The sequence below is a fragment of the Streptomyces sp. UG1 genome (genome assembly GCF_049974585.1).
In the GTDB taxonomy this organism is placed as follows: Bacteria; Actinomycetota; Actinomycetes; order Streptomycetales; family Streptomycetaceae; genus Streptomyces.
In genome coordinates, this window is sequence record NZ_JBNGGG010000005.1 from 1 (window position 1) to 26276 (window position 26276).

Annotated in this window: 20 protein-coding genes; 17 read left to right on the top strand and 3 right to left on the bottom strand. The window is 69.3% G+C overall.

Annotated features, from left to right (window positions below; all coding sequences use genetic code 11):
• Window positions 1–178: 178 nt before the first annotated feature.
• Complete coding sequence (locus ACP4J3_RS06935) at window positions 179–1909, bottom strand: recombinase family protein (RefSeq protein WP_426531507.1); 1731 nt, start codon at window positions 1907–1909, stop codon at window positions 179–181.
• Window positions 1910–2152: 243 nt separating this feature from the next.
• Between ACP4J3_RS06935 and ACP4J3_RS06940 the strand changes: the two genes are divergently transcribed.
• Window positions 2153–3847, top strand: coding sequence for a hypothetical protein (locus ACP4J3_RS06940; RefSeq protein WP_426531509.1), 1695 nt, complete (start codon window positions 2153–2155; stop codon window positions 3845–3847).
• Between the two features lie 74 nt (window positions 3848–3921).
• Here ACP4J3_RS06940 and def read toward each other — a convergent pair whose 3' ends face one another.
• The gene (def, locus tag ACP4J3_RS06945) at window positions 3922–4548 is read right to left on the bottom strand and encodes a peptide deformylase (RefSeq protein WP_426531511.1); all 627 of its coding nucleotides are present in this window, start codon (window positions 4546–4548) and stop codon (window positions 3922–3924) included.
• Between the two features lie 88 nt (window positions 4549–4636).
• Here def and ACP4J3_RS06950 point away from each other — a divergent pair, with 88 nt between their 5' ends.
• Window positions 4637–6463 (top strand): hydroxysqualene dehydroxylase, encoded by a 1827-nt coding sequence (locus tag ACP4J3_RS06950; RefSeq protein ID WP_426531513.1) that lies wholly within the window; start codon window positions 4637–4639, stop codon window positions 6461–6463.
• Window positions 6464–6518: 55 nt separating this feature from the next.
• Here ACP4J3_RS06950 and ACP4J3_RS06955 read toward each other — a convergent pair whose 3' ends face one another.
• A complete protein-coding gene (locus ACP4J3_RS06955; protein ID WP_426531515.1) occupies window positions 6519–7346 on the bottom strand; it encodes a C40 family peptidase in 828 nt (275 codons plus the stop codon).
• Between the two features lie 724 nt (window positions 7347–8070).
• Here ACP4J3_RS06955 and ACP4J3_RS06960 point away from each other — a divergent pair.
• The 15 genes from ACP4J3_RS06960 (at window position 8071) to recQ (ending at window position 26233) form a co-directional block, all read left to right on the top strand.
• Window positions 8071–8430: an NADH-quinone oxidoreductase subunit A gene (locus ACP4J3_RS06960; RefSeq protein ID WP_003992243.1), complete on the top strand. Its 360-nt coding sequence runs from the start codon at window positions 8071–8073 to the stop codon at window positions 8428–8430.
• Between the two features lie 15 nt (window positions 8431–8445).
• Window positions 8446–9000 (top strand): NuoB/complex I 20 kDa subunit family protein, encoded by a 555-nt coding sequence (locus tag ACP4J3_RS06965; protein WP_030174336.1) that lies wholly within the window; start codon window positions 8446–8448, stop codon window positions 8998–9000.
• The gene (locus tag ACP4J3_RS06970) at window positions 8997–9758 is read left to right on the top strand and encodes an NADH-quinone oxidoreductase subunit C (RefSeq protein WP_426531518.1); all 762 of its coding nucleotides are present in this window, start codon (window positions 8997–8999) and stop codon (window positions 9756–9758) included. The genes ACP4J3_RS06965 and ACP4J3_RS06970 overlap by 4 nt, the downstream gene beginning before the upstream one ends.
• Window positions 9755–11077 carry an NADH-quinone oxidoreductase subunit D gene (locus tag ACP4J3_RS06975; protein WP_426531520.1) on the top strand — a complete coding sequence of 441 codons (1323 nt, stop codon included), beginning with the start codon at window positions 9755–9757 and terminating at the stop codon, window positions 11075–11077. The genes ACP4J3_RS06970 and ACP4J3_RS06975 overlap by 4 nt, the downstream gene beginning before the upstream one ends.
• Window positions 11074–11946, top strand: a complete 873-nt coding sequence (gene nuoE / locus ACP4J3_RS06980; protein ID WP_426531522.1) for an NADH-quinone oxidoreductase subunit NuoE — start codon at window positions 11074–11076, stop codon at window positions 11944–11946. The genes ACP4J3_RS06975 and nuoE overlap by 4 nt, the downstream gene beginning before the upstream one ends.
• The gene (gene nuoF, locus ACP4J3_RS06985) at window positions 11946–13295 is read left to right on the top strand and encodes an NADH-quinone oxidoreductase subunit NuoF (RefSeq protein WP_426531524.1); all 1350 of its coding nucleotides are present in this window, start codon (window positions 11946–11948) and stop codon (window positions 13293–13295) included. Before nuoE ends, nuoF begins: the two co-directional genes overlap by 1 nt.
• Window positions 13292–15796, top strand: coding sequence for an NADH-quinone oxidoreductase subunit G (locus ACP4J3_RS06990; protein WP_426531526.1), 2505 nt, complete (start codon window positions 13292–13294; stop codon window positions 15794–15796). The genes nuoF and ACP4J3_RS06990 overlap by 4 nt, the downstream gene beginning before the upstream one ends.
• Window positions 15793–17157, top strand: a complete 1365-nt coding sequence (gene nuoH / locus ACP4J3_RS06995) for an NADH-quinone oxidoreductase subunit NuoH (protein ID WP_426531528.1) — start codon at window positions 15793–15795, stop codon at window positions 17155–17157. The genes ACP4J3_RS06990 and nuoH overlap by 4 nt, the downstream gene beginning before the upstream one ends.
• A complete protein-coding gene (gene nuoI, locus ACP4J3_RS07000) occupies window positions 17150–17752 on the top strand; it encodes an NADH-quinone oxidoreductase subunit NuoI (RefSeq protein ID WP_426531530.1) in 603 nt (200 codons plus the stop codon). The genes nuoH and nuoI overlap by 8 nt, the downstream gene beginning before the upstream one ends.
• Window positions 17749–18591, top strand: a complete 843-nt coding sequence (locus tag ACP4J3_RS07005) for an NADH-quinone oxidoreductase subunit J (RefSeq protein ID WP_426531532.1) — start codon at window positions 17749–17751, stop codon at window positions 18589–18591. Before nuoI ends, ACP4J3_RS07005 begins: the two co-directional genes overlap by 4 nt.
• On the top strand, window positions 18588–18887 hold the full coding sequence (nuoK, locus tag ACP4J3_RS07010) for an NADH-quinone oxidoreductase subunit NuoK (RefSeq protein ID WP_426531534.1): 300 nt from the start codon (window positions 18588–18590) through the stop codon (window positions 18885–18887). The genes ACP4J3_RS07005 and nuoK overlap by 4 nt, the downstream gene beginning before the upstream one ends.
• Before the next feature lie 15 nt (window positions 18888–18902).
• A complete protein-coding gene (gene nuoL, locus ACP4J3_RS07015) occupies window positions 18903–20849 on the top strand; it encodes an NADH-quinone oxidoreductase subunit L (RefSeq protein ID WP_426531536.1) in 1947 nt (648 codons plus the stop codon).
• Between the two features lie 5 nt (window positions 20850–20854).
• A complete protein-coding gene (locus ACP4J3_RS07020; protein ID WP_426531538.1) occupies window positions 20855–22426 on the top strand; it encodes an NADH-quinone oxidoreductase subunit M in 1572 nt (523 codons plus the stop codon).
• A complete protein-coding gene (nuoN, locus tag ACP4J3_RS07025; protein WP_426531540.1) occupies window positions 22423–24072 on the top strand; it encodes an NADH-quinone oxidoreductase subunit NuoN in 1650 nt (549 codons plus the stop codon). Before ACP4J3_RS07020 ends, nuoN begins: the two co-directional genes overlap by 4 nt.
• Before the next feature lie 160 nt (window positions 24073–24232).
• The gene (gene recQ / locus ACP4J3_RS07030) at window positions 24233–26233 is read left to right on the top strand and encodes a DNA helicase RecQ (RefSeq protein ID WP_426531542.1); all 2001 of its coding nucleotides are present in this window, start codon (window positions 24233–24235) and stop codon (window positions 26231–26233) included.
• The last annotated feature ends 43 nt before the right edge of the window (window positions 26234–26276 follow it).

Below are 26276 nucleotides of genomic sequence, written 5' to 3' on the forward strand. Positions count from 1 at the left end.
GCGGGGCGCCGCCCCGGCCCCCCCCCGCCCCCCCCCCGCGCCCCCCCCCCCCCCCCGCCCGCCGCCCCCCCCCCCCCCCCCCCCCCCCCCCCCCCCCCCCCCCCCCCCCCCCCCCCCCCCCCCCCCCGCGCCCCCGCCCCCCCCCCCCCCCCCCCCCCCCCCCCCGCTGGTCTACGCGCTAAGCGGCCTTTACGAGCTCACGCTGCGCGGGCCGCTTCGGCAGGACCGACAGCCGTTGCTCGATTGGTACCGTGCCGCCCTTGGCGCCCTTCTTGAGGCGAACGTCGAGCAGCGCCTCGGCGACGAGTCGACGCTGAGCGATTGCGATGCGGCTCCATGCCGCGGCTACCTCGTCGGGTGTCGCCGCCACGAGATCCCGGACAACGGAGGGTGCCTTAAGGGCGTTTGCCTTCGTCTCGGCATCCTTGATCTTGGGCAGCAGGCCAGCCTCGACCGCCGCGAGGCTGTCGGCCGATAGCGTGCCGGCGATCGCGCGATCTTGGAATTCCTTGAGTCGAGCACGGAGCACTTTGACCTCGGCCTCGGCCTCTTCTAGCTGCTTCATGGCCTCGGCGTCGTCCCGGTTGAACGCGGCCACGAACGACGGCGACGACAACCACTCGAACAACTTCTTCTCCACGAACGGGTCGACGTCACTCGTCTTGCCGGACACGTGGTAACCCTTGCCCTCGTGCAGCCCCTCGACGGCCGGTTGCATACAGCGGTAGTAAGGGCCGTACTTGTTGCGCCCCGATCCGACCTCCACACCGCAGACGTCACACTTCATGGAGCCAGAAAGCCAGTTGACGGCCTTGCCGGGGCGGGAATTGTGCTTCTTCCCCTTCCGCTCGGCGATGATCGCCAGACACCGGACATGCGTGGCCTTCGAGACGATCTGCGGCCACGCGTCCTCGGCGGTCACCTGCCCATGGTGCGTCCGCGCGCCCAAGTACCGGGGGTCGCTGGCGTAGTCAACGATCGTGGCCGCGTGCCACCTCGCGAGCAGCAGGGGCTCGCCTCGGCCGTTGAAGTCGCGAGCGATGTCGAGCGGCTGCTCGCCGGCCGCCAACCGTTCACGGGCCTCGTCCCGTAGGTCGACGTGATCGGCGATGCGCCGCACCCAATCAGGGTGCAGCTCGGCGTTTTCCGGCAGGTCCTCGTGCCACTCCGCCAGGCGCTTGATCTGTTCTTTCCGCCATTCACGAGCAGGCGGCGTGACCCCTCGCAGGTTGAGCTTTCGCCGAATCACCGCGTACGCCTCGCCCGCGGCTACGCATCGACAGATCTCACGAACGATCTTCGCCTCGTCCGGCTCCAACTCCGTACGGAGCAGCTCCCGAGTGTGGGGGTCATAGACGCGTCGGTACCCGTAGGCGCGCTGTCCGTGCGGGCGGCCGTTCACGGCGTTCGCTCGCAACGACCGGAGTACGTTCTTACGCATCTCGTCGACCTCGCGCTCGCCGAGCAGCGCGTCGAGACCGGTGCGGAATCGGTCGTCGGCGTTGCTGAGGTCGTAGACCTTTCCGCCGTAGCACCAGAGCACACCGTTCGCGGCGCAGGCGTCGCGCAGCCGGGCGTATACGGCGATGTCTCGTTGCAGGCGCGTGGATGCCCACGCGTACACGATGTCGAGCTTGCCGCCCTCGATCCACTCGATCATCCGCTCGAAGTCTTCGCGCTCTCTCTGGCGGTACGTCGAGGCGGATCGGTCGTCGTCGATGAACCTCTCAATGATCCGGACACCGTCGCGGTCAGCGTCCGCCTGGCCGGCGTCGAGCTGCTCACGGACCGAACGGCCCTTGTTCGCGACTTTCCCTCGGTATGCGCTCTTCCGGGCGTAGAGCCCACCGCGCAGACCGACGAGCGTCCTGTGTCCCCCTGTCTGACCTGCGAATGTCCCTATCGTCACTCGAACCCCCTTGCGAACCTCAGTATGCCTGCTAACGCGGCATTACCAAGGTGGCGCCGAAGGCGTGAAAAGGTCCTCCGGGGCCCTTTGGGGCCCTTTGGGGTTCTTGATGCGGTCGAGACCGGTGGTGTTTGCGGGAATGTGACCCCGCTGTGATCACTCTGTGGACAACGCACCGGCGCCGGCTCAGGTCGAAGGAGGTGTGCCCGCCCGGGCACCCTCCCATCGACGAGAGAGCACTCGATGACCCTCCAGTCAGTACGGCGGACCTGGCCGCTCAGATCCGTGGCGCTGCTGGCCGCCACGGGGCTGGCCGCCGCCGGTTTCGCGGGCACCGCCCAGGCCGCGGACGAGCCGCTGCCCGTGACGATCACCGGCGCGAACCGGGTCGACCTGTCGCTCGACGGCGACAACGGAGAGCCCACGGAGCCGCAGGTCGACCTGCGACTGAACGTCCCGGGTGAGGAGTTCGAGGGCGACGGCGACATCCCGACCGTCTTCCAGGGCGACTACAAGATCCGCATCGACGCCTCCGAACTCGCGGGCGTCGCCTCCGTGAAGCTGCCCTGCGCCGCCGACGGCCTCGTCGCGGTCTGCGACGGCTACGAGCTGTACGCCGGTGAGACGTACAACCGCGTCGGCGGCATCCGCGTCGACGTGGGCGACGACAGCGAGGTCGGCGACTTCGGCACCATCAAGGTCACCGGCGAGGGCGAGGGGCTGGAGTTCACGCCGCTCGACATCGATGTGCTGGTGGGCGGCGCCGAGTTCGTCAACCGCGAGCTGTCGCTGCCGAAGGACCTCAAGGCCGGCGACACCTATGAGGCGCCCGTGGGCCTGCGCAACAAGGGCGGCATGGACGCCGAAGGCGTGGTACTGCGCTTCCGCGGCTCCCGCGGCCTGTCCTTCCCCGACTCGTACGGCAACTGCGCCTACGCCGAGGTGACCACGGGATCCCTGCTGCGCCAGGGCACGGAGGCGATCTGCACCTTCCCCGACACCATCAAGGCGGGGACGGCGTACGCGCTGACCGAGCCGCTGAAGGTGAAGACCGCCGACTTCGCCCTGTACGACATCTTCAACTACTCCTTCACCGCAGTCAGCCCGGCCGAGGCGAAGAGCCTGCGCGAGGCCAAGGACTACCGGCCCGGCAGCGGCCCGGACCTGAAGCTGACGGAGGTCCCCGGCGCCGACCCGGCGGACTACACCCGCTACGCCGAGCTGGACCTGCCCACGACGAACAAGTACGACCTGGAGCTGACCGGCGCGTCGCTCAAGGGCGCGGCGGGCGACACCGTCACGGCGAAGCTCGGCTTCCGCAACAACGGTCCGGCCTGGATCAGCGCCCTGCGCTCGGGCGGCGAGCCGATCGGCTTCACGGTGGAGGTCCCCGAGGGGGCGAAGGTCACCAAGGCTCCTCAGGCCTGCCGTGAGACGGACATCGCCGAGGACACCAAGGGCTACCTCTGCTGGGTGAGCACCCCGCTGCTGGAGGACGCCGAGCTGAGCTTCCCGTTCGACCTGCGCATCGACCGCGTGGTGAAGAACGCCAAGGCGAAGGTGGCGCTGCCCGACTGGGACAACCCGCGTGAGTCCGACAAGTCCAACGACTCGGCCTGGATCGTGCTCAACGGCACCGACCAGTCGACCAACGGCGGCACCGGCTCGTCCGACGGCGGCACTTCGAACGGCGGTACGACGGGCGGCGGTTCCTCCTCCGGCACGGACGGCGGCTCCGGCTCCTCCGCCACCGGCGGCACGGGAGGCGACACCTCCGGCGGTGACACGGGAACCGACACCGACGGCGGTCTGGCCCTCACCGGTGCCGGCGGCGTGACGCTGATCGCCGGGAGCGCGGTCCTCGCCCTCGGCCTGGGAGCGGGCCTGGTGCTGTACCTGCGCCGCCGGGCGGGGCAGGGTGGCGGCACCGCCGCCTGACGTGCTCTCGTGCGCTGCCGGGTGCCGCTCCCGTGGGAGCGGCACCCGGCACGCGTTCCGGCGTGGTGGTGTGATCAGCCGCTGAGGGCGGAGGCCCTGACGGTGCGGCGGGCGAAGACCTCCTCGCGCCGGTCCGCCGACTGCCGCAGCGCGTCCCTCCGGTCCCGCTTGGACAGCCGGTCCAGATAGACGTGGCCGTTGACATGGTCGGTCTCGTGGGCGAGGCAGCGGGCGAAGTACCCCGTGCCCTCGATCACGAGCGGCGCGCCGTCCTTGTCGACGCCGCGCACCACGGCCCGGTCCGGACGCGGTACGTCCATCACGGCGCCCGGCACGGACAGACAGCCCTCGGTGTCGTCCAGCAGCCGCCGGTCCGGGGCCTCGAGCGGCTCCAGCACCGGGTTGACGATGTGCCCGACATGGCGGGCCCCGTCGTCGTCCGGGCAGTCGTAGACGAACAGCCGCAGGTCCACGTCGACCTGGTTCGCCGCGAGTCCGGCTCCCTCGGCCACGTACATCGTCAGGAACATGTCGTCGATGAGCGCGGCGAGATCGGGCCCGAACTCGGTCACGTCCCGGCACGGCTTGTGCAGCACCTCCTCACCCACCTCGGTGACCCTGCGCACCGACCCGCGCCGGGCCTCGGGCGCGAGGGGCGGATACGACTGGACGGGCCTGCCCTGTACGAAAACGCTCGGCATCTGTCTCTCCCTGTGGTTGTGAGGATGCTGTGGGTGGCCGGGAAACAGGCTTCCGACCTTCGAAGCCCCTGCCTACCCTCCGGGACTCATGACAACAGAACACGCGCAGGAGCCCCAGGAGAAGACAGGTCATACACCATCCGGCCACACCCGCAGACGCTTTCTGGCCGGTGCCGGGGGAGTCGCCGGCACCCTCGCCTTATGGCCCGCCGGCGGTGCGAGGGCGGCGGCCGGCAAGCGGGTCGCCGTCCTCGGCGGCGGAGTCTCCGGCCTGAGCGCCGCCCACGAACTCGCCGAACGCGGCTACGCCGTCACCGTCTACGAGTACTACGACGCCCTCGGCGGCAAGGCCCGCTCGATGCCCGTCCCCGGGACGGCGGCCGGCGGCCGCGCCGACCTCCCCGCCGAGCACGGCTTTCGCTTCTTCCCCGGCTTCTACCGGAACCTGCCGGACACCATGCGCCGCATCCCCGTCCCCGGCAACGCGCACGGCGTCCACGACAACCTCGTCAGCGGCACCGAGGCCCTCTTCGCCCGCTCCGGTGGCCGCCCCGACCTGCACTTCCCGCTCCGCCGCGCCACCACCCCGCCCCGTCCCGGCGACCTCACCCCAGGCTGGATCCGCGACCAGATCCTGTCGGTCCTTGACCTCGGCACCTGCCTGCCCGCCCACGAGGCGGCCTACTTCGCCGACCGCCTCCTGGTCCACCTCACAAGCTGCGACGCCCGCCGCGAGGAGCACTGGGAGAAGGTCGCCTGGTGGGACTTCATCCGCGCCGAGGAGATGAGCGAGGAGTACCGGACCGTCCTCGGCGTCGGCCAGACCCGCAACCTGGTCGCCACGCGCGCGGAGGTCGCGTCCACCCGCACCGTCGGCCGCGTCATCATCGAGGCCCTGCTCCTGTGGGGCCTGCTCGGCCGCGGCATGGACGGCGACGCCGACATCGACCGCGTCCTCAACGCCCCCACCAGCGAGGCCTGGATCGACCCCTGGGAGGCCCACCTGCGCTCCCTCGGCGTCGAATTCGCCCTCGGCACCCAGGTCCGCGAGGTCCGCTACGACTCCGGACGCGTCACCGGCGTCCGTGTCTCGGCCCGCGACGGCGGCGACGAACGTACGGTCGCCGCCGACCACTACGTCTCCGCGCTCCCGGTCGAGCACGCCCGCCTCACATGGGGCCCGGAACTGCGCGCGGCCGACCCGCAGCTCGCGCGCTGCGACGCCCTGGAGACCGACTGGATGACCGGCGTGATGTTCTACCTGCGCACGCCCACCCCCGTCGTGCACGGCCACATCAACTGCCTCGACTCACCGTGGTCGGTGACCGCCGTCGGCCAGGCCCAGTTCTGGCCCGGACGCGACTTCCCGCGCGACTACGGCGACGGGCGGGCCCACGACTGTCTCTCCGCCATCATCTCGGAGTGGGACAAGCCGGGCATCCTGTACGGCAAGACGGCCAAGGAGTGCACCAAGGAGGAGGTCGTCGCCGAACTCTGGGCCCAGTTGAAGGACGGCCTGAACGACGCCGGCAAGACCACGCTCCGGGACGAGGACCGCCTCGGCTGGTTCATGGACCCGGCGGTGACGGGCCTGGGCGGCCCCGATCCGCGCAACCGCGAACAGCTCCTGATCCACCCCACGGGCACCCTCTACAACCGCCCCACGGCCCGCACGAAGGTCCCGAACTTCTTCCTCGCGGGCGACTACGTCCGCACCGACGTGGACCTGGCGACGATGGAGGGCGCCAACGAGTCGGCACGCCTCGCGGTCAACGCGCTCCTGGACGCGGACCATTCGGACGCCGAGCGCTGCGAGATCCGGGAGCTGTACCGGCCCCCGGAGCTGGAGCCGCTCAAGCGGGTCGACGAGGTGCGCTACCGGCTGGGCCTGCCCAACACCTTCGACCTGGGATGAGGCAGAAGGGCCGCTGCCCCCGAGCGGCTGCGGCCCTTCCGGTGATCCCTGCGACTCAGAGGACGCGCACCGCGCCCGACGCCGGGTACCCCGACAGGTCCTGGATGACGACGCCCTTGGAGGGGTTGGCCGCGTCCAGGTACTGGCCGTTACCGATGTAGACACCCGTGTGGTACGCGGAGCCCTTGCCACCCCAGTAGAGGATGTCGCCGACCTGGATCTGCGAGAGCGGGATGTCGGTGCCGACCGTCGACTGGTCCTGAGAGACCCGCGGCAGGTCGACGCCGACCTGCTTGAACGCGGCCTGGACCAGGCTGGAGCAGTCCCACGCGTCGGGGCCGGTGGCACCCAGGACGTACGCGTCGCCCACCTGTGCCTTGAGGAAGGAGATGACCGTCGCGACGCTGCCGCTGGCGGGAGCGGACACGCTCGCGTTCGCGGAGGCGGACAGGGTGGCCCGCTCGGAGGAACGCGAAGCGGCGGCCTCCGCCGCGGCCTTGCGGGCCTCCTCGGCCTTCTTCTTCGCCTCGGCCTTCTTCTTGGCCTCCGCGAGGTCCTTCTTGGCTTCCTTGGCGGCCGCGGCGGCGGCCGCGTCACGCTCGGCGTCGAGCTCGTAGTTCGCCGCCGCCAACTGGGTGGCGTCGGCGGACTGGGCGAGCTGATCCGCCAGATCACCCGTGAGGGTGGGCAGTTCGATGGTCTGTGTCACCGGCTCGGCGGCGTTCGCCGTGGCCGACGCACCTGCCGCTGCCATGCTGAGGACGCCACCGGCAACTCCGGCGCGCATCGCGATCGACGTCGTCGCGTTGCGGCGGGGCTTCCGGTGGCTGCGTATGTGAGCGGTGTGGGACATGAGAACAACGGGTACCAGGGGCTCCTCCATACCTTCAAGAAACGTGTGCTGCGCCACAGTTGTTCAACGGAGGCCCGAAAATCCGGTCCGGGCGCCCCTTATTGACGCCGTAACGGACATTGCGGGCGCCCCTCACTGCGCCCGTGATCACGGGCTTTCATCATTAAGTCCGGATTGCCCGCCGCCTACCACTTGTTGGGACCGGTGGCCAAGCCCGGTTCTCATGGGTCTCTCATCGTGTGGCGGAGGTCACGCAACGGTTACGGCTTCGTGCGCGTCCTGTGCGCGGATCTTGCCCGCCGTGGGCTGGGTGTCGCTCGTGAACGCGTGCACGCGTCCACATTCGCGCCCGGCTCTCCCTCTGATGTGTGAACGGGCTCCTCTATCAAGGCGTGCCGTCCAGCACCAATTTGCATGCAAGGGAACCATCTTGATATGGAGACGCACCCTCCGAGCTGGGCTGATGAGCGAAAATGTCACCTCTGGTGATCACTCGGACGCTTCTCGTGCGAAGATCACCGCTCATCCGCGTTCATGATCCTTCGTCAGGTGGTGGAGATCACAAAGCTTGTGTAATACCCCGTGTCGCAGATCACAGAGCGGCGGGCATAAGATGCGAGGCAGTTGGGCTTGTGACCTGCTTCACATGTTCTCGATCTTCGCCGGGACGAGCGGAGCTCATGGGACTGGTGGGGCGGCTGTGAGCCCAGTGCAACCGCCAGCAGTCAGTGCCGACTGAGAGGAGCGAGGAGCGGTGAACGCGTATGCGCCCATCCTCGTACTGGGAGCCCTCGGGGCAGGCTTTGCGATCTTCTCCGTGGTCATGGCCACGCTGATCGGTCCGAAGCGGTACAACCGGGCCAAGCTCGAGGCCTACGAGTGCGGAATCGAGCCGACCCCCACGCCGGCCGGCGGCGGGCGCTTCCCCATCAAGTACTACCTGACGGCGATGCTCTTCATCGTCTTCGACATCGAGATCGTCTTCCTCTACCCCTGGGCCGTCACCTTCGACGCCCTGGGGATTTTCGGGCTCGTGGAGATGCTGCTCTTCGTGCTCACCGTCTTCGTCGCGTACGCGTACGTATGGCGGCGCGGCGGCCTGGAATGGGACTGAGGGGCCTTTAACGACATGGGACTCGAAGAAAAGCTGCCGAGCGGATTCCTGCTGACCACCGTCGAGCAGGCCGCGGGCTGGGTGCGCAAGGCGTCTGTCTTCCCGGCCACCTTCGGCCTCGCCTGCTGCGCCATCGAGATGATGACCACCGGCGCCGGCCGCTACGACCTGGCGCGCTTCGGCATGGAGGTCTTCCGCGGATCCCCGCGCCAGGCCGATCTGATGATCGTCGCCGGCCGGGTCAGCCAGAAGATGGCGCCGGTGCTCCGGCAGGTCTACGACCAGATGCCGAACCCGAAGTGGGTGATCTCCATGGGGGTCTGCGCCTCCTCGGGCGGCATGTTCAACAACTACGCGATCGTTCAGGGCGTCGACCACGTCGTCCCGGTCGACATCTATCTCCCGGGCTGCCCGCCACGGCCCGAGATGCTGATGGACGCCATCCTCAAGCTGCACCAGAAGATCCAGTCCTCCAAGCTCGGCGTGAACGCCGAGGAGGCGGCCCGCGAGGCGGAGGAAGCGGCGCTCAAGGCCCTGCCCACGATCGAGATGAAGGGGCTGCTGCGGTGAGCGACGCGAACGGCACCAACGGGGCGAACGGCTCCAACGGGGTCAACCCCGAGAAGGACCTCTCCGCCTCCAACCTCCCCGGCCAGCGCGGCCAGGGCGGCGAGGAGATCCGCGTCCAGCGCGGCATGTTCGGCGCCAACAACGGCGGCGACACCTCCGGCTACGGCGGCCTGGTCCGCTCGGTCCGGCTGCCGGGACCGGCGAGCCGCCCCTACGGAGGCTGGTTCGACGAGGTCGCCGACGAACTCGAGGGCGCCCTGGAGGAACAGGGCCTCCTGCCCGACAACGCCATCGAGAAGACGGTCGTCGACCGGGACGAGATCACCTTCCACATCGAACGCGAGCACCTGCTCCGCGTCGCCCGCACCCTGCGCGACGACCCGGCCCTGCGCTTCGAACTGTGCACCGGCGTCAGCGGCGTCCACTACCCCAGCGACAAGGGCCGCGAGCTGCACGCCGTCTACCACCTGCGCTCGATCACCCACAACCGGCTGATCCGCCTCGAGGTCAGCGCCCCCGACAGCGACCCGCACATCCCGTCGCTCGTCTCCGTGTATCCGACCAACGACTGGCACGAGCGCGAGACGTACGACTTCTTCGGCATCGTCTTCGACGGTCACCCCGCCCTGACGCGGATCATGATGCCGGACGACTGGCAGGGCCACCCGCAGCGCAAGGACTACCCCCTCGGCGGCATCCCCGTCGAGTACAAGGGCGCCCAGATCCCGGCTCCGGACCAGCGGAGGTCGTACTCGTGAGCACGCAGTCAGCATCCGCCCGTGAGACCACCGAGGGCACCGTATATACGGTCACCGGTGGCGACTGGGACGAGGTCGTCGAGTCCGCGGCCCGCGCCGACGACGAGCGCATCGTCGTCAACATGGGCCCCCAGCACCCCTCCACCCACGGAGTGCTGCGCCTGATCCTGGAGATCGAGGGCGAGACCGTCACCGAGGCCCGCTGCGGCATCGGCTATCTCCACACCGGCATCGAGAAGAACCTCGAGTACCGGACCTGGACGCAGGGCACCACGTTCGTGACGCGCATGGATTACCTGACGTCCTTCTTCAACGAGACCGCCTACTGTCTCGCCGTCGAGAAGCTCCTCGGCATCGAGGACCAGATCCCCGACCGCGCCACGATCATCCGGGTGCTCCTGATGGAGCTGAACCGGCTCTCCTCCCACCTGGTGGCCATCGCCACCGGCGGCATGGAACTCGGCGCCACCACGATCATGATCTACGGATTCCGTGATCGTGAAATGATTCTCGACATCTACGAGCTCATCACGGGCCTGCGCATGAACCACGCGTACATCCGGCCCGGCGGACTCGCCCAGGACCTGCCGCCCGGCGCGGTGGACCAGATCCGCGAGTTCGTCAAGAAGATGAGGAAGAACCTCCCGGAGTACGACAAGCTCGCCACCGGGAACCCCATCTTCAAGGCCCGCATGCAGGACATCGGCTACCTCGACCTGGCCGGCTGCATGGCCCTCGGCGCCACCGGCCCGATCCTGCGCTCCACCGGCCTGCCGCACGACCTGCGCAAGACACAGCCGTACTGCGGCTACGAGACCTACGACTTCGAGATCCCGACCGCCGACACCTGCGACTCCTACGGGCGCTTCCTGATCCGCCTGGAGGAGATGCGCCAGTCGCTCGGGATCGTCGAGCAGTGCCTGGACCGGCTGCAGCCCGGCCCGGTCATGGTCGCCGACAAGAAGATCGCCTGGCCCGCCCAGCTCGCCCTGGGTCCCGACGGGCTCGGCAACTCCCTCGACCACATCAAGAAGATCATGGGCACCTCCATGGAGGCCCTGATCCACCACTTCAAGCTGGTCACCGAGGGCTTTCGGGTCCCGCCGGGACAGGCGTACGCGGCCGTCGAGTCGCCCAAGGGCGAACTCGGGGTGCACGTCGTCTCCGACGGCGGCACCCGCCCCTACCGGGTCCACTTCCGCGACCCGTCCTTCACCAACATGCAGGCCATGGCGGCGATGTGCGAGGGCGGCCAGGTCGCCGACGTGATCGTCGCCGTGGCGTCCATCGACCCCGTGATGGGAGGCGTCGACCGGTGACCACCTCTTCTTCCGAGCGGGGCGTCAGCCTGGGCATGCCCCAACTGCCCGCGCCCGGCTACCCGGACGACGTCCGAGCCCGGCTGGAGTCCGACGCGCGCGAGATCGTCGCCCGCTACCCGGACTCCCGGTCCGCCCTCCTGCCGTTGCTGCACCTGGTGCAGTCGGAGGAGGGCCATGTCACGCGCACCGGGATGCAGTTCTGCGCGGACGTACTGGGACTGACCACGGCCGAGGTCACCGCGGTCGCCACCTTCTACACCATGTACCGGCGCAAGCCGGGCGGTGACTACCAGGTCGGCGTCTGCACCAACACCCTGTGCGCGGTGATGGGCGGCGACGCGATCTTCGAGGAGCTCCAGGAGCACCTGGGCGTCGGCAACGGCGAGACCACGGGTGACGGCAAGGTCACCCTGGAGCACATCGAGTGCAACGCGGCCTGCGACTACGCGCCGGTCGTGATGGTCAACTGGGAGTTCTTCGACAACCAGACCCCCGCGAGCGCCAAGAAGCTCGTCGACGACCTGCGCGAGGGCAGGACCGTCGAGCCGACGCGCGGGGCCCGGCTGTGCACCTTCAAGGAGACCGCGCGGATCCTGGCCGGCTTCCCCGACGAGCGGCCCGGGGCCGTCGAGGAGAGCGGCAGTGCGGGACCGGCGTCGCTGATGGGCCTCCGCCTGGCCAGGGGAGAGACCGCACCCGCGCGCGTGGTCCATCCGCGGGAGGGCGGCCCGCACGAGGAGCCGCGGGAGAGGGCAGTGCACGAACCGTCGCCGGCTGAACACCTCAGCTCGCACGACGCGCCGCAGGAATCGTCCGCGTCCGACCCCGCCCACCCGGCAGGGCCTGTCGCCGAGGAGGGGGAGTGATGACATTGGCACCAGAGCTGAAGGAAAACAGCCCCGAGAAGCTGCTCGCACCCGTGCTGTCGGCCTTCTGGGACGAGGACAGGTCCTGGACGCTGGACGTCTACCGAAGGCACGAAGGATACGAGGGCCTGCGCAAGGCACTCGCGATGTCGCCGGACGACCTGATCGCGTACGTCAAGGACTCCGGTCTGCGCGGGCGCGGTGGCGCGGGATTCCCGACGGGAATGAAATGGCAGTTCATTCCCCAAGGTGATGGAAAACCGCACTATCTAGTTGTCAACGCCGACGAATCGGAGCCCGGAACGTGCAAGGACATTCCGCTCCTCTTCGCGAACCCGCATAGCCTCATCGAGGGCATTGTCATCGCGTGTTATGCCATCAGGTCTTCGCATGCCTTCATCTATCTGCGTGGTGAAGTCGTCCCGGTTCTGCGGCGGTTGCACGAGGCCGTGCGTGAGGCCTACGAGGCCGGCTACCTCGGCGAGAACATCCTGGGCAGCGGCCTCAACCTGGAACTCACCGTGCACGCGGGTGCCGGCGCGTACATCTGCGGTGAGGAAACCGCACTGCTCGACTCGCTCGAAGGCCGCCGTGGCCAACCGCGGCTGCGTCCCCCCTTCCCTGCGGTGGCAGGTCTCTACGCCTGCCCGACTGTTGTGAACAACGTCGAGTCGATCGCGTCGGTTCCCGCGATTCTGCAGCGGGGCAAAGAATGGTTCCGGTCGATGGGCAGCGAGAAGTCCCCGGGCTTCACGCTCTACTCGCTCAGCGGCCATGTCGCCAGCCCCGGCCAGTACGAGGCGCCGCTCGGCGTCACACTCCGCCAGCTCCTGGAGATGAGCGGCGGCATGCGCCCCGGCCACCGACTGAAGTTCTGGACGCCGGGCGGCTCCTCGACGCCGATGTTCACCGACGAACACCTCGACGTCCCCCTCGACTACGAAGCGGTGGGCGCCGCCGGTTCCATGCTCGGCACCAAAGCGCTCCAGTGCTTCGACGAGACGACCTGCGTCGTGCGCGCCGTCACCCGCTGGACCGAGTTCTACGCCCACGAGTCCTGCGGCAAGTGCACACCCTGCCGCGAAGGCACGTACTGGCTCGTGCAGTTGCTGCGCGACATCGAGGCCGGCAAGGGCGTGATGAGTGACCTCGACAAGCTGAACGACATCGCCGACAACATCAACGGCAAGTCCTTCTGCGCCCTCGGCGACGGCGCCGCCTCGCCGATCTTCTCCTCGCTGAAGTACTTCCGCGAGGAGTACGAGCAGCACATCACGGGCCGTGGCTGCCCCTTCGACCCGGCCAAGTCGACGGCCTGGGCCGATCACCGCACGGAGGTGAACGCATGACCGTGACCACCAATGCTCCCTCGGGAGGGGGAGAGGCGGCGGTCCCGCCGGAAGATCTCGTGACGCTGACGATCGACGGCGTGGAGATCAGCGTGCCCAAGGGCACCCTGGTCATCCGGGCCGCCGAGCAGCTCGGCATCGAGATCCCCCGCTTCTGCGACCACCCGGCCCTCGACCCAGCCGGGGCCTGCCGCCAGTGCATCGTCGAGGTGGAGGGCCAGCGCAAGCCGATGGCGTCCTGCACGATCACGTGCACGGACGGCATGGTCGTCAAGACCCACCTCACCTCGCCGGTCGCCGAGAAGGCCCAGAAGGGTGTGATGGAGCTCCTGCTCATCAACCACCCGCTGGACTGCCCGGTCTGCGACAAGGGCGGCGAGTGCCCGCTGCAGAACCAGGCCATGTCGCACGGCCACTCCGAGTCCCGCTTCGAGGGAAAGAAGCGGACCTTCGAGAAGCCCGTGCCGATCTCCACGCAGGTGCTGCTCGACCGTGAGCGGTGCGTGCTGTGCGCCCGCTGCACCCGGTTCTCCAACCAGATCGCGGGCGACCCGATGATCGAGCTGCTGGAACGGGGCGCGCTGCAGCAGGTCGGTACCGGCGAGGGAGACCCCTTCGAGTCGTACTTCTCCGGCAACACCATCCAGATCTGCCCGGTCGGCGCGCTCACCTCGGCGGCGTACCGGTTCCGCTCCCGCCCCTTCGACCTGATCTCCTCGCCGTCGGTGTGCGAGCACTGCTCCGGTGGCTGCGCCACGCGCACCGACCACCGGCGCGGCAAGGTCATGCGCCGCCTCGCGGCCGACGACCCCGAGGTCAACGAGGAGTGGATCTGCGACAAGGGCCGCTTCGCCTTCCGCTACGCCCAGCAGCGCGACCGGCTTCAGACACCGCTGGTGCGCAACGCCGAGGGCGAGCTCGAAGCGGCCTCCTGGCCGGAGGCGCTGCAGATCGCCGCGCAGGGGCTGCTCGCCTCACGCGGCCGGACCGGCGTGCTGACCGGCGGCCGGCTCACCGTCGAGGACGCCTACGCGTACAGCAAGTTCGCGCGCGTGGCGCTCGACACCAACGACATCGACTTCCGCGCGCGCGTGCACAGCAGCGAGGAGGCCGACTTCCTCGCCGCACGGGTCGCCGGTCACGGCCGGGACCTGGACGGTACGGGCGCCACGTACACCTCCCTGGAGAAGGCTCCGGCGGTTCTGCTGGCCGGGTTCGAGGCCGAGGAGGAAGCACCCGGCATCTTCCTGCGGCTGCGCAAGGCATGGCGCAGGCACGGCCAGAAGGTCTTCTCCCTCGCCACCCACGCGACGCGCGGCCTTCAGAAGGCGGGCGGCACGCTGCTGCCCGCCGCTCCCGGCACCGAGACCGAGTGGCTGGACGCCCTCGCGAGCGGCGTCGGCCTGGACGAGGCGGGCGCCAAGGCCGCCGAGGCGCTGCGGGCCGAGGGCGCGGTGATCGTCGTCGGCGAGCGGCTGGCCGCCGTGGCGGGCGGGCTCACCGCCGCCGTACGGGCCGCGACCGCGATCGGCGCCGAGCTGGTGTGGGTGCCGCGCCGGGCCGGGGAGCGCGGTGCCGTCGAGGCGGGCGCGCTGCCGTCGCTGCTGCCGGGCGGACGTCCCGCGACCGACCCACGCGCGCGTGAAGAGGTCGCCGCCGCCTGGGGGCTCGCCGAACTCCCCCTGCGCTACGGCCGCGACACCGGCCAGATCGTGGAGGCCGCCGCGACCGGCGAACTCCAGGCCCTGCTCGTCTCGGGCGTCGAGGTCGCCGACCTGCCCGACCCGGCACGCGCGCGTGAGGCGCTCGCCGAGGTCGGATTCGTGGTGTCGCTGGAGCTGCGGCCCGGCGAGGTGACCGAGCTCGCCGATGTCGTGCTGCCGGTCGCCGCGGTCGCCGAGAAGGCCGGCACCTTCCTCAACTGGGAGGGCCGGGTGCGCTTCTTCGAGGCCGCGCTCAAGCCCGACCAGATGACCCGGCGCCTCGCCCCGACCGACGCGCGCGCACTGCAGATGCTGGCCGACGCCATGGACGTACACCTGGGCCTGCCGGATCTGCGCACCACGCGCGCGGAGATCGACCGGCTCGGCCCCTGGGACGGCCCGCGGGCCACCGAACCCCTGGCGACCGCCGGCCAGTTGCCGCGGCCCGCCGCTGGTGAGGCCGTTCTGGCCGGGCACCGGCTGCTGCTCGACCACGGCCTCCTGCAGGAGGGCGACGAAGCGCTCGCCGGGACCCGGCACGCCGCCCACGCGCGCTTGTCGGCCGCGACGGCCGCCGAGGCCGGCGTGAAGGACGGCGACACCCTCGCCGTGACCGGTCCCTCCGGGGCCGTCGAACTCCCGCTGCAGATCACGGAGATGCCCGACCGGGTGGTGTGGCTCCCGCTGAACTCCGTGGGCGGTGGTGTCGCCTCCGACACCGGGGCGCTGCCCGGCTCACTCGTCCGCATCGGCCCGGCGACCCTGGCGTCCGAGGCCCCCGAGGAGGTGGAGGCATGAGCCCTTTCCTCGCCGCTGAAGACCTCTCGATGTTCGGCCGCGACCCCTGGTGGCTGGTCGTCATCAAGGCGGTGTTCTGTTTCGCCTTCCTGATGCTGACGGTGTTGATCTCCATCGTCATGGAGCGCAAGGTCGTCGGCTGGATGCAGCGCCGCGTCGGCCCCAACCGGCACGGCCCCTGGGGCATGCTCCAGTCGCTCGCCGACGGCGTGAAGCTGATGCTCAAGGAAGATGTCGTCGTCAAACGCGCGGACAAGGTGGTCTACGTCCTCGCGCCGATCGTCGCGGCCATCCCGGCCTTCATGGCGATCGCGGTGATCCCCTTCGGGCCGGCCGGCAACGAGATCTCGATCTTCGGCCAGCGCACCACGATGCAGCTCACCGACCTGCCGGTGGCGATGCTCTACATCCTGGCCATCGGCTCCCTGGGCGTGTACGGCTTCGTCCTGGGCGGCTGGTCCTCCGGATCGACGTACCCGCTGCTCGGCGGCATCCGCTCGTGCGCCCAGATCATCTCGTACGAGATCGCCATGGGCGCGGCCTTCGCGTCGGTGTTCCTGTACTCCGGTTCGATGTCGAGCTCGGCGATCGTCGGAGCCCAGGAAGACCGCTGGTACATCGCGCTGCTGCCGGTGTCGTTCCTGATCTACATGGTGACGATGATCGGTGAGTCCAGCCGGGCGCCGTTCGACATGCCGGAGTCCGAGGGCGACCTCGTCGGCGGCTTCAACACCGAGTACAGCTCCATCAAGTTCGCGATGTTCATGCTCACCGAGTACATCCACATGGTGACCGTGTCGATGATCGCGGTGACGCTGTTCCTCGGCGGCTGGCGGGCCCCGTGGCCCATCAGCACCTTCTGGGAGGGCGCGAACCACGGCTGGTGGCCGATGCTCTGGTTCGTCGTCAAGCTCCAGATGCTGATCTTCTTCTTCGTCTGGCTGCGCGGCACCCTCCCGCGGGTCCGCTACGACCAGTTGATGAAGCTCGGCTGGAAGGTCCTCATCCCGGTCGCCGTGGCCTGGCTGATGCTCGTCGCCACGGTGCGTGCCTTCAGGAACGAGGGCTACGACTTCGCCGACATCGCCATCTACGTCGGCGGCGGTGTCCTTGGCCTGCTGCTGCTCTCGTTCGTCGTCGACATGTTCCGCGAGCGGGCGAAGGAGAGCGCGCGGCCCGCCGAGAAACCCGCCGCCTTCGACGCCATGGCGGGCGGATTCCCCGTACCACCGCTGCCGGGACAGGAGTTGCCGCCGGTGCCGCGGCGCCGCTCGCGCCGTGAGCCGGAGCTGATTGTCAGTGGCGGCCCCGATACTCAGAGTGACGGATCTCTGGATGGAAAGGAGGCGTCCGATGGCTGAGGAGCCCAAGGAGACCAAGCCCGGTTTCATGAACCCCGTCGCAGGCTTCGGCGTGACCTTCAAGGCCATGTTCAAGAAGCGGCTGACCGAGCAGTACCCGGAACAGCAGAAGACCACCGCTCCGCGATTCCATGGACGGCACCAGCTCAACCGCCATCCGGACGGCCTGGAGAAGTGCGTCGGCTGCGAGCTGTGCGCCTGGGCCTGCCCCGCCGACGCCATCTATGTGGAGGGCGCCGACAACACCGACGAGGAGCGCTACTCGCCGGGCGAGCGGTACGGGCGCGTGTACCAGATCAACTACGCCCGCTGCATCCTGTGCGGCCTGTGCATCGAGGCGTGCCCCACGCGCGCGCTGACGATGACCAACGAGTTCGAGCTCGCCGACTCCAGCCGCGCCAACCTCATCTACACCAAGGAGCAACTGCTCGCGGGCCTCGAGGACGGCATGGTCGACACGCCGCACGCGATCTACCCGGGGACCGACGAGCAGGACTACTACCGGGGTCTGGTGACGGAGGCCGCTCCGGGGACCGAGCGCCAGGTCGCCGTGTCCAAGGGTGAGAGGCCCGAGGAAGAGGAGGTGGACGCATGACCGAGCAGCTCGCCGCCTACTCCACCTCGACCGGCGAGGCCGTCCAGTTCTGGATCCTCGGCACCGTCGCCGTCATCGGCGCCCTGTGCACCGTGCTCATGAAGAAGGCCGTGCACAGCGCGCTGTGCCTCGCCGGGACCATGATCGTTCTGGCGGTGTTCTACCTCGCCAACGGCGCCTACTTCCTGGGCATCGTGCAGATCATCGTCTACACCGGCGCGATCATGATGCTGTTCCTGTTCGTGGTGATGCTGGTCGGCGTCACGGCCGCGGACTCCCTGAAGGAGACCATCAAGGGCCAGCGCTGGCTGGCCCTTCTGTGTGGGCTCGGCTTCGGCATCCTGCTGACCGCGGGCATCGGCAACGCCTCCCTGACGGAGTTCGGCGGCCTCGCCCAGGCGAACGCGAACGGCAATGTGGAGGGCCTCGCGGCCCTCATCTTCACCAAGTACGTCTTCGCCTTCGAGATCACCGGCGCCCTGCTCATCACGGCCACCGTCGGCGCGATGCTGCTCACCCACCGCGAGCGCACCGAGCGCGCCAAGACCCAGCGCGAGCTGGCCGAAGAGCGCGTACGCGAAGGCAAGTACATCCCGCCGCTGCCGGCGCCCGGCGTGTACGCCCGGCACAACGCCGTGGACATCGCGGGGCTGCTGCCCGACGGCACCCCGTCCGACCTCACGGTCAGCAAGACGCTGCGCGAACGCGGCCAGATCCGCGACGTGTCCGCCGAGGCGCTCAACGACCTGCGGGCGCTGGAGCAGCGCGCGGAGGAACGGCTGGAGCGGACCGCGATCGAGCCGTCGACCTTCAAGCGGCCCGAGGAGGCGTCCAAGTGAATCCGGTCAACTACCTCTACCTCGCCGCCCTGCTGTTCACGATCGGCGCCACCGGCGTGCTGATCAGGCGTAACGCGATCGTCGTGTTCATGAGCATCGAGCTGATGCTCAACGCCTGCAACCTCGCGCTCGTCGCCTTCTCCCGGATGCACGGCAATCTCGACGGCCAGATCATCGCCTTCTTCACGATGGTCGTCGCCGCCGCGGAGGTCGTCGTCGGGCTGGCGATCATCGTGTCGCTGTTCCGTTCCCGCCACTCGGCCTCGGTCGACGACGCCAGCCTGATGAAGCTCTAAGGGGTCGGAAGAATCGTGGAGAACCTGATTGCGCTGCTGATCGCGGCGCCATTGCTCGGAGCGGCCCTCCTGCTGTGCGGCGGCCGGCGTCTGGACGCCGTCGGCCAGTGGATCGGCACGCTCCTGTCGTTCGTCTCCTTCGTCTTCGGCGTGATCCTCTTCGCCGACCTGCTCGGCAAGGGCGCCGAGGACCGGACGCTGACCCAGCACCTGTTCACCTGGGTCCCGGTCGAGGGCTTCCAGGCGGACGTCGCCTTCCGCCTGGACCAGCTGTCGATGACGTTCGTGCTGCTGATCACCGGCGTGGGCTCGCTGATCCACCTGTACTCGGTCGGGTACATGGAGCACGACGAGCGGCGCCGCCGCTTCTTCGGCTATCTGAACCTGTTCCTCGCGGCGATGCTGCTGCTCGTCCTCGCCGACAACTACCTGCTGCTGTACGTCGGCTGGGAGGGCGTCGGTCTCGCGTCGTACCTGCTGATCGGCTTCTGGCAGCACAAGCCCAGCGCCGCCACCGCCGCGAAGAAGGCCTTCCTGGTCAACCGCGTCGGCGACATGGGCCTGTCGATCGCGATCATGCTGATGTTCCTGTGGTTCGGCACCTTCGCGTTCGGGCCGGTGCTGGAGGCCACCGGTGAGACCTCCGAGGGCAAGCTCACCGCGATCGGCCTGATGCTGCTGCTCGCCGCGTGCGGCAAGTCCGCCCAGGTGCCGCTGCAGTCCTGGCTCGGGGACGCGATGGAGGGCCCGACCCCGGTCTCGGCCCTCATCCACGCCGCGACCATGGTGACCGCGGGCGTCTATCTGATCGTCCGCTCCGGGGTCATCTTCAACGCCGCGCCCGACGCACAACTGGTCGTCACCATCGTCGGCGCCGTCACGCTGCTGTTCGGTGCGATCGTCGGTTGCGCGAAGGACGACATCAAGAAGGCGCTGGCCGGCTCGACCATGTCGCAGATCGGCTACATGATCCTCGCCGCGGGCCTCGGCCCCATCGGCTACGTCTTCGCGATCATGCACCTGGTGACGCACGGCTTCTTCAAGGCCGGGCTCTTCCTCGGCGCCGGTTCCGTCATGCACGGCATGAACGACGAGGTCGACATGCGCAAGTACGGCGGCCTGCGCAAGTACATGCCGGTCACCTTCGTCACCTTCGGCCTCGGCTACCTCGCGATCATCGGCTTCCCGGGTCTGTCCGGCTTCTTCTCCAAGGACAAGATCATCGAGGCGGCGTTCGCCAAGGGCGGCACCGAGGGCTGGATCCTCGGCGGCTGCGCGCTGCTGGGCGCGGCGATCACGGCGTTCTACATGACGCGCGTGATGCTGATGACGTTCTTCGGAGAGGAACGCTGGCGCCACGCCCCGACCGCGTCCCCGGCCGAGCCCAGCGTGGAGCCCGCGGCCGAGACGCGCGGCGAGCACGCGGAGCCGCACCCGCACGAGTCGCCCAGGGTCATGACGATCCCCATGATCCTGCTGGCCGTCGGATCGGTGGCCGCCGGTGGCTTCTTCAGCATCGGTGACCGCTTCATCCACTGGCTGGAGCCCATCACCGGGCACGACCACGGCCATGCGCCGCTCAGCGCGGGAGCCATCACCGGCGCGACCGTCGCATGCATGGTCATCGGCGTCGCCATCGCCTACGCCCAGTACGGCCGCCGCCCGGTCCCGGTCGTCGCCCCGCGCGGGTCGCTGCTCACCCGGGCCGCCCGGCGCGACCTGCTCCAGGACGACTTCAACCACGTCGTCCTCGTACGCGGCGGCGAGCACCTCACGCGCTCCCTGGTGTACGTCGACCACACCCTGGTCGACGGCGTCGTCAACGGCACGGCGGCCTCGATGGGCGGCCTGTCCGGACGGATGCGCAGACTCCAGAACGGCTTCGCGCGGTCGTACGCGGTCTCGATGTTCGGCGGTGCGGCGATCCTCATCGCCGCGACCCTGCTGATGAGGGCGGTCTGATACCGATGTCCTTTCCTCTGCTGACAGCCACGGCGGTGCTCCCGGCGATCGGGGCGATCGCCACGGCCGCCGTACCGGCCGCGCAGCGCACCGTCGCCAAATGGCTGGCGCTGCTCGTCTCGCTCGGCACACTCGCCCTCGCGATCACCGTCCTGGTCCGCTTCGACCCGGACGGCGAGCGCTACCAGCTCACCGAATCCCACGCCTGGATCGCGGACTTCGGGGTCCGCTACGAACTCGGTGTGGACGGCATCGCGGTCGCGCTGATCGCGCTGACGGCGCTGCTCATTCCGTTCATCGTCCTCGCGGGCTGGCACGACGCCGACCCGCTGGAGACCGGAAGCAGGCGCTGGCGGCCGACGCAGGGCTTCTTCGCCCTGATCCTGGCCGTAGAGGCGATGGTGATCCTCTCGTTCGAGGCCACCGACGTCTTCCTCTTCTACATCTTCTTCGAAGCCATGCTCATCCCGATGTACTTCCTCATCGGCGGCTTCGGGGACCGTGCCCACGAGCACGGCGAGAAGGTGGCGTCGACGCAACGGTCGTACGCCGCGGTGAAGTTCCTGCTCTACAACCTGGTCGGCGGTCTGATCATGCTGGCCGCGGTGATCGGCCTCTACGTGGTCGCCGGGAACTTCTCGCTCACTGAGATCGCCGAGGCCCGCGCCAACGGCTCACTCGACATGGCGACCAACACCGAGCGCTGGCTGTTCCTCGGCTTCTTCTTCGCCTTCGCGGTGAAGGCGCCGCTGTGGCCGCTGCACACCTGGCTGCCCAACGCGATGCAGGAGGCCACCGCTCCGGTCGCCGTCCTCATCACCGCGGTCGTCGACAAGGTGGGCACCTTCGCGATGCTCCGCTTCTGCCTCCAGTTGTTCCCGGAGGCCAGCAAGTGGGCGACGCCCGCGATCCTCGTCCTGGCGTTGATCAGCATCGTCTACGGGGCGTTGCTCGCGGTCGGCCAGCGGGACATGAAGCGCCTGATCGCCTACGCGTCGATCTCGCACTTCGGCTTCATCATCATGGGCATCTTCGCGATGACCAGCCAGGGCCAGTCCGGCGCGACGCTCTACATGGTCAACCACGGCATCTCCACCGCCGCGTTGATGCTGGTGGCAGGCTTCCTGATCTCGCGGCGCGGCTCGCGGCTCATCGCCGACTACGGCGGTGTGCAGAAGGTCGCCCCGGTACTCGCCGGCACCTTCCTGATCGGCGGCCTTGCGACCCTGTCACTGCCGGGCCTGGCGCCCTTCGTTAGTGAGTTCCTGGTCCTGGTCGGCACGTTCACGCGCTACCCGGTGGTCGGCATCATCGCCACCTTCGGCATCGTGCTCGCCGCGCTCTACACCCTCGTCCTCTACCAGCGGACGATGACGGGCCCGGTGAAGCCGGAGGTCTCCGCGATGCCCGACCTGAGGGTGCGCGAACTCGTGGTCGTCGCCCCGCTGGTCGTACTGCTGATCTTCCTGGGTGTCTACCCGAAGCCCGTCACGGACATCGTCAACCCGGCGGTCAAGCAGACCATGTCCGACGTACAGAAGAAGGATCCCCAGCCCGAGGTGGAGGCGGCCAAGTGAGCGCAACAGCCGTCCACAGCCTGTGGACAACCGCGGCCGACCCGATCTCGAAGATCGACTCGCCGAAGATCGAGTATGCCCAGCTCTCGCCCACCCTGATCGTCGTCGGCGCGGCGGTCGTCGGGGTGCTGATCGAGGCGGTGCTACCGCGCAAGGCGCGTTACCACGCGCAGGTGTTCGTCGCCGCCGTGGCGCTCGTCGCGGCCTTCGCCGCGGTCGTGGCGCTGTCGATCGACGGATACGCCACGACCAAGTCGGGCATCGCGGCGATGGGCGCGATCGCCGTCGACGGACCGGCCCTGTTCCTCCAGGGCACGATCCTGCTGGCCGGACTGGTCGGACTGTTCACCTTCGCCGAGCGGCGGCTCGACCCGGCGGCGCACGGCAACCGGGTCGACTCCTTCGCCGCGCAGGCCGCGTCCGTGCCGGGCAGCGACAGCGAGAAGGCCGCGGTCAAGGCCGGGTTCACCACCACCGAGGTGTTCCCGCTGCTGATGTTCGCCGTCGCGGGCATGCTGGTCTTCCCGGCGGCCAACGACCTGCTGACGCTGTTCATCGCCCTGGAAGTGTTCTCGCTCCCGCTGTACCTGATGTGCGCGCTGGCCCGCCGCAAGCGGCTCATGTCGCAGGAGGCCGCGGTCAAGTACTTCCTGCTCGGCGCCTTCGCCTCCGCGTTCACACTGTTCGGGATCGCGCTGCTCTACGGCTACGCGGGCTCCGTCTCCTACGCGACGATCGCGCAGGTCGTCGACGGCACGGTGCCGGAGGTCACGCCGGCGCTCGCGGACACGATGGGCAACGACGCGCTGCTGCTCATCGGCGCCGCGATGATCGTCATGGGTCTGCTGTTCAAGGTGGGCGCGGTGCCGTTCCACATGTGGACGCCGGACGTCTACCAGGGCGCGCCGACGCCGCTGACCGGGTTCATGGCGGCGGCGACGAAGGTGGCCGCGTTCGGTGCGCTGCTGCGCGTTCTGTACGTGGTGCTGCCCGGCCTGCGCTGGGACTGGCGGCCGGTCATGTGGGGCGTGGCGATCGTCACGATGCTGGGCGGTGCGATCGTCGCGATCACCCAGACCGACATCAAGCGGCTGCTGGCGTACTCGTCGATCGCGCACGCCGGTTTCATCCTCGCGGGTGTCATCGCGACCACGCCGGACGGGGTGTCGTCCGTCCTCTTCTACCTGGCCGCGTACTCGTTCGTGACGATCGGGGCGTTCGCGGTGGTGACGCTGGTGCGCGACGCCGGCGGAGAGGCGACGCACCTGTCCAAGTGGGCCGGCCTGGGCCGCCGCTCGCCGCTGGTCGCGGCGGTGTTCGCGGTGTTCCTGCTGGCCTTCGCCGGCATTCCGCTGACCTCCGGCTTCGCCGGGAAGTTCGCCGTGTTCAAGGCGGCGGCGGAGGGCGGCGCGGGACCGCTGGTCGTGGTCGGTGTGATCTCGTCCGCGATCGCGGCGTTCTTCTACATCCGCGTGATCGTCCTGATGTTCTTCAGCGAGCCGAAGCCGGAGGGGCCGACGGTCGCGGTGCCGTCGCCGCTGACGATGACGGCGATCGGGGTCGGTGTGGCGGTCACTCTGGTGCTGGGTGTGGCGCCGCAGTACTTCCTGGACCTGGCGAGCCAGGCGGGGGTGTTCGTGCGCTGACGCGGCGCTCCCGGGCACGGCGGCGGCCTGGCTTCTCTCGGGGAGAGAAGCCAGGCCGTTCTCCTGTACGGGACGTGAGCCTGTGGATAACTCCGGCGCTGTCGGTCCTGCCCCCTATCGTGGAGGCAGTGGTCGAGGGACGACGTACGGGGGACATGCGATGGGTGCGACGGGTGGGATCAGGGAGATGCCAAGGGTGACCGAGGTGGCGCCGGCGGGCGGTGGTGAGGCGCTGGCCGCGCTGCATCGGGTCTTCGGGTACGAGGCCTTCCGCGGGGAGCAGGAAGCGGTCATCGAGCATGTGGTGGCGGGCGGCGACGCCGTCGTGCTCATGCCGACCGGCGGCGGCAAGTCCCTCTGCTATCAGATTCCGTCCCTGGTCAGACCAGGTACGGGAGTGGTCGTCTCCCCGCTCATCGCGCTGATGCAGGACCAGGTGGACGCGCTGCGGGCGCTGGGCGTGCGCGCCGGGTTCATGAACTCCACGCAGGACTTCGACGAGCGGCGGGTGGTGGAGGCGGAGTTCCTCGCGGGCGAGCTCGACCTGCTCTACCTCGCCCCCGAGCGGCTGCGGCTCGACTCCACGCTGGATCTGCTGTCGCGCGGCAAGATCGCGGTGTTCGCGATCGACGAGGCGCACTGCGTGTCCCAGTGGGGCCACGACTTCCGCCCCGACTATCTGGCCCTGTCGCTGCTCGGCGAGCGCTGGCCGGACGTCCCGCGGATCGCGCTCACGGCGACGGCCACGCGGGCGACGCACCAGGAGATCACCCAGCGGCTGAACATGCCGGCGGCCCGGCACTTCGTGGCGAGCTTCGACCGGCCCAACATCCAGTACCGGATCGTGCCGAAGGCGGACCCGAAGAAGCAGCTTTTGAGCTTCCTGCGGGACGAGCACGCGGGCGACGCGGGCATCGTGTACTGCCTGTCCCGCAAGTCGGTGGAGGCCACGGCCGAGTTCCTGACCCGCAACGGCATCGAGGCGGTGCCCTATCACGCGGGCCTGGACGCGGGCACGCGCGCGGCGCACCAGTCCCGGTTCCTGCGGGAGGAGGGCCTGGTCGTGGTGGCGACCATCGCCTTCGGGATGGGCATCGACAAGCCGGACGTGCGGTTCGTCGCCCACCTCGACCTGCCCAAGTCGGTCGAGGGCTACTACCAGGAGACGGGGCGTGCGGGACGTGACGGCCTGCCCTCCACGGCCTGGATGGCCTACGGCCTCAACGACGTCATACAGCAGCGCAAGCTGATCCAGTCCGGCGAGGGCGACGAGGCGTTCCGGCGCCGGGCCGCCGCACACCTGGACGCGATGCTGGCGCTGTGCGAGACGGCCCAGTGCCGGCGCGGTCAGTTGCTCGCCTACTTCGGCCAGGACCCCGATCCGGTGGGCTGCGGCAACTGCGACACCTGCCTGACGCCGCCGGAGACCTGGGACGGCACGATCGCGGCGCAGAAGGTGCTGTCGACGGTGGTGCGGCTGCAGCGCGAGCGCGGGCAGAAGTTCGGCGCGCTGCAGATCGTCGACATCCTGCTGGGCAAGCGCACCGCCAAGGTGATCCAGTTCGACCACGACCAGCTCTCCGTGTTCGGCATCGGCGAGGAGCTGAACGAGGGCGAATGGCGCGGCGTCGTCCGGCAGTTGCTGGCGCAGGGGCTGCTCGCGGTCGAGGGGGAGTACGGGACGCTCGTGCTGACCGAGGCCAGCGGGACGGTGCTGCGGCGCGAGCGGGAGGTGCCGCTGCGCAAGGAGCCGAAGAAGCCGGCAGCCTCGCGGTCGGGGTCCACGGGTTCCGGACGCGGGGAGCGCAAGGCGAAGGCCGCGGCGGCCGAGCTGCCCCAGGAGCTGGCGCCGGCCTTCGAGGCACTGCGGGCCTGGCGTGCCGAGCAGGCCCGGGAGCAGGGCGTTCCGGCGTATGTGATCTTCCACGACGCGACATTGCGGGAGATCGTGACGGTGTGGCCCGCCTCCGTGCGGGAGCTCGGGGGCGTCAGCGGGGTCGGCGAGAAGAAGCTGGCCACGTATGGCGAGGGGGTGCTCGAGGTGCTGGCCTCGATGCGCGGGGACTCCGGTGCCGGGGCGGCGGACGGCGCGGCACCCGCGGCCGATCACGGGGAGGACGACTGGCCCGACATCGAGCCTGAGCCGGAGGACTGGGCCTAGGCGCGGGGAGCTGTCGAGCGCCGGTCGGCTCGTCTCAGCTCGT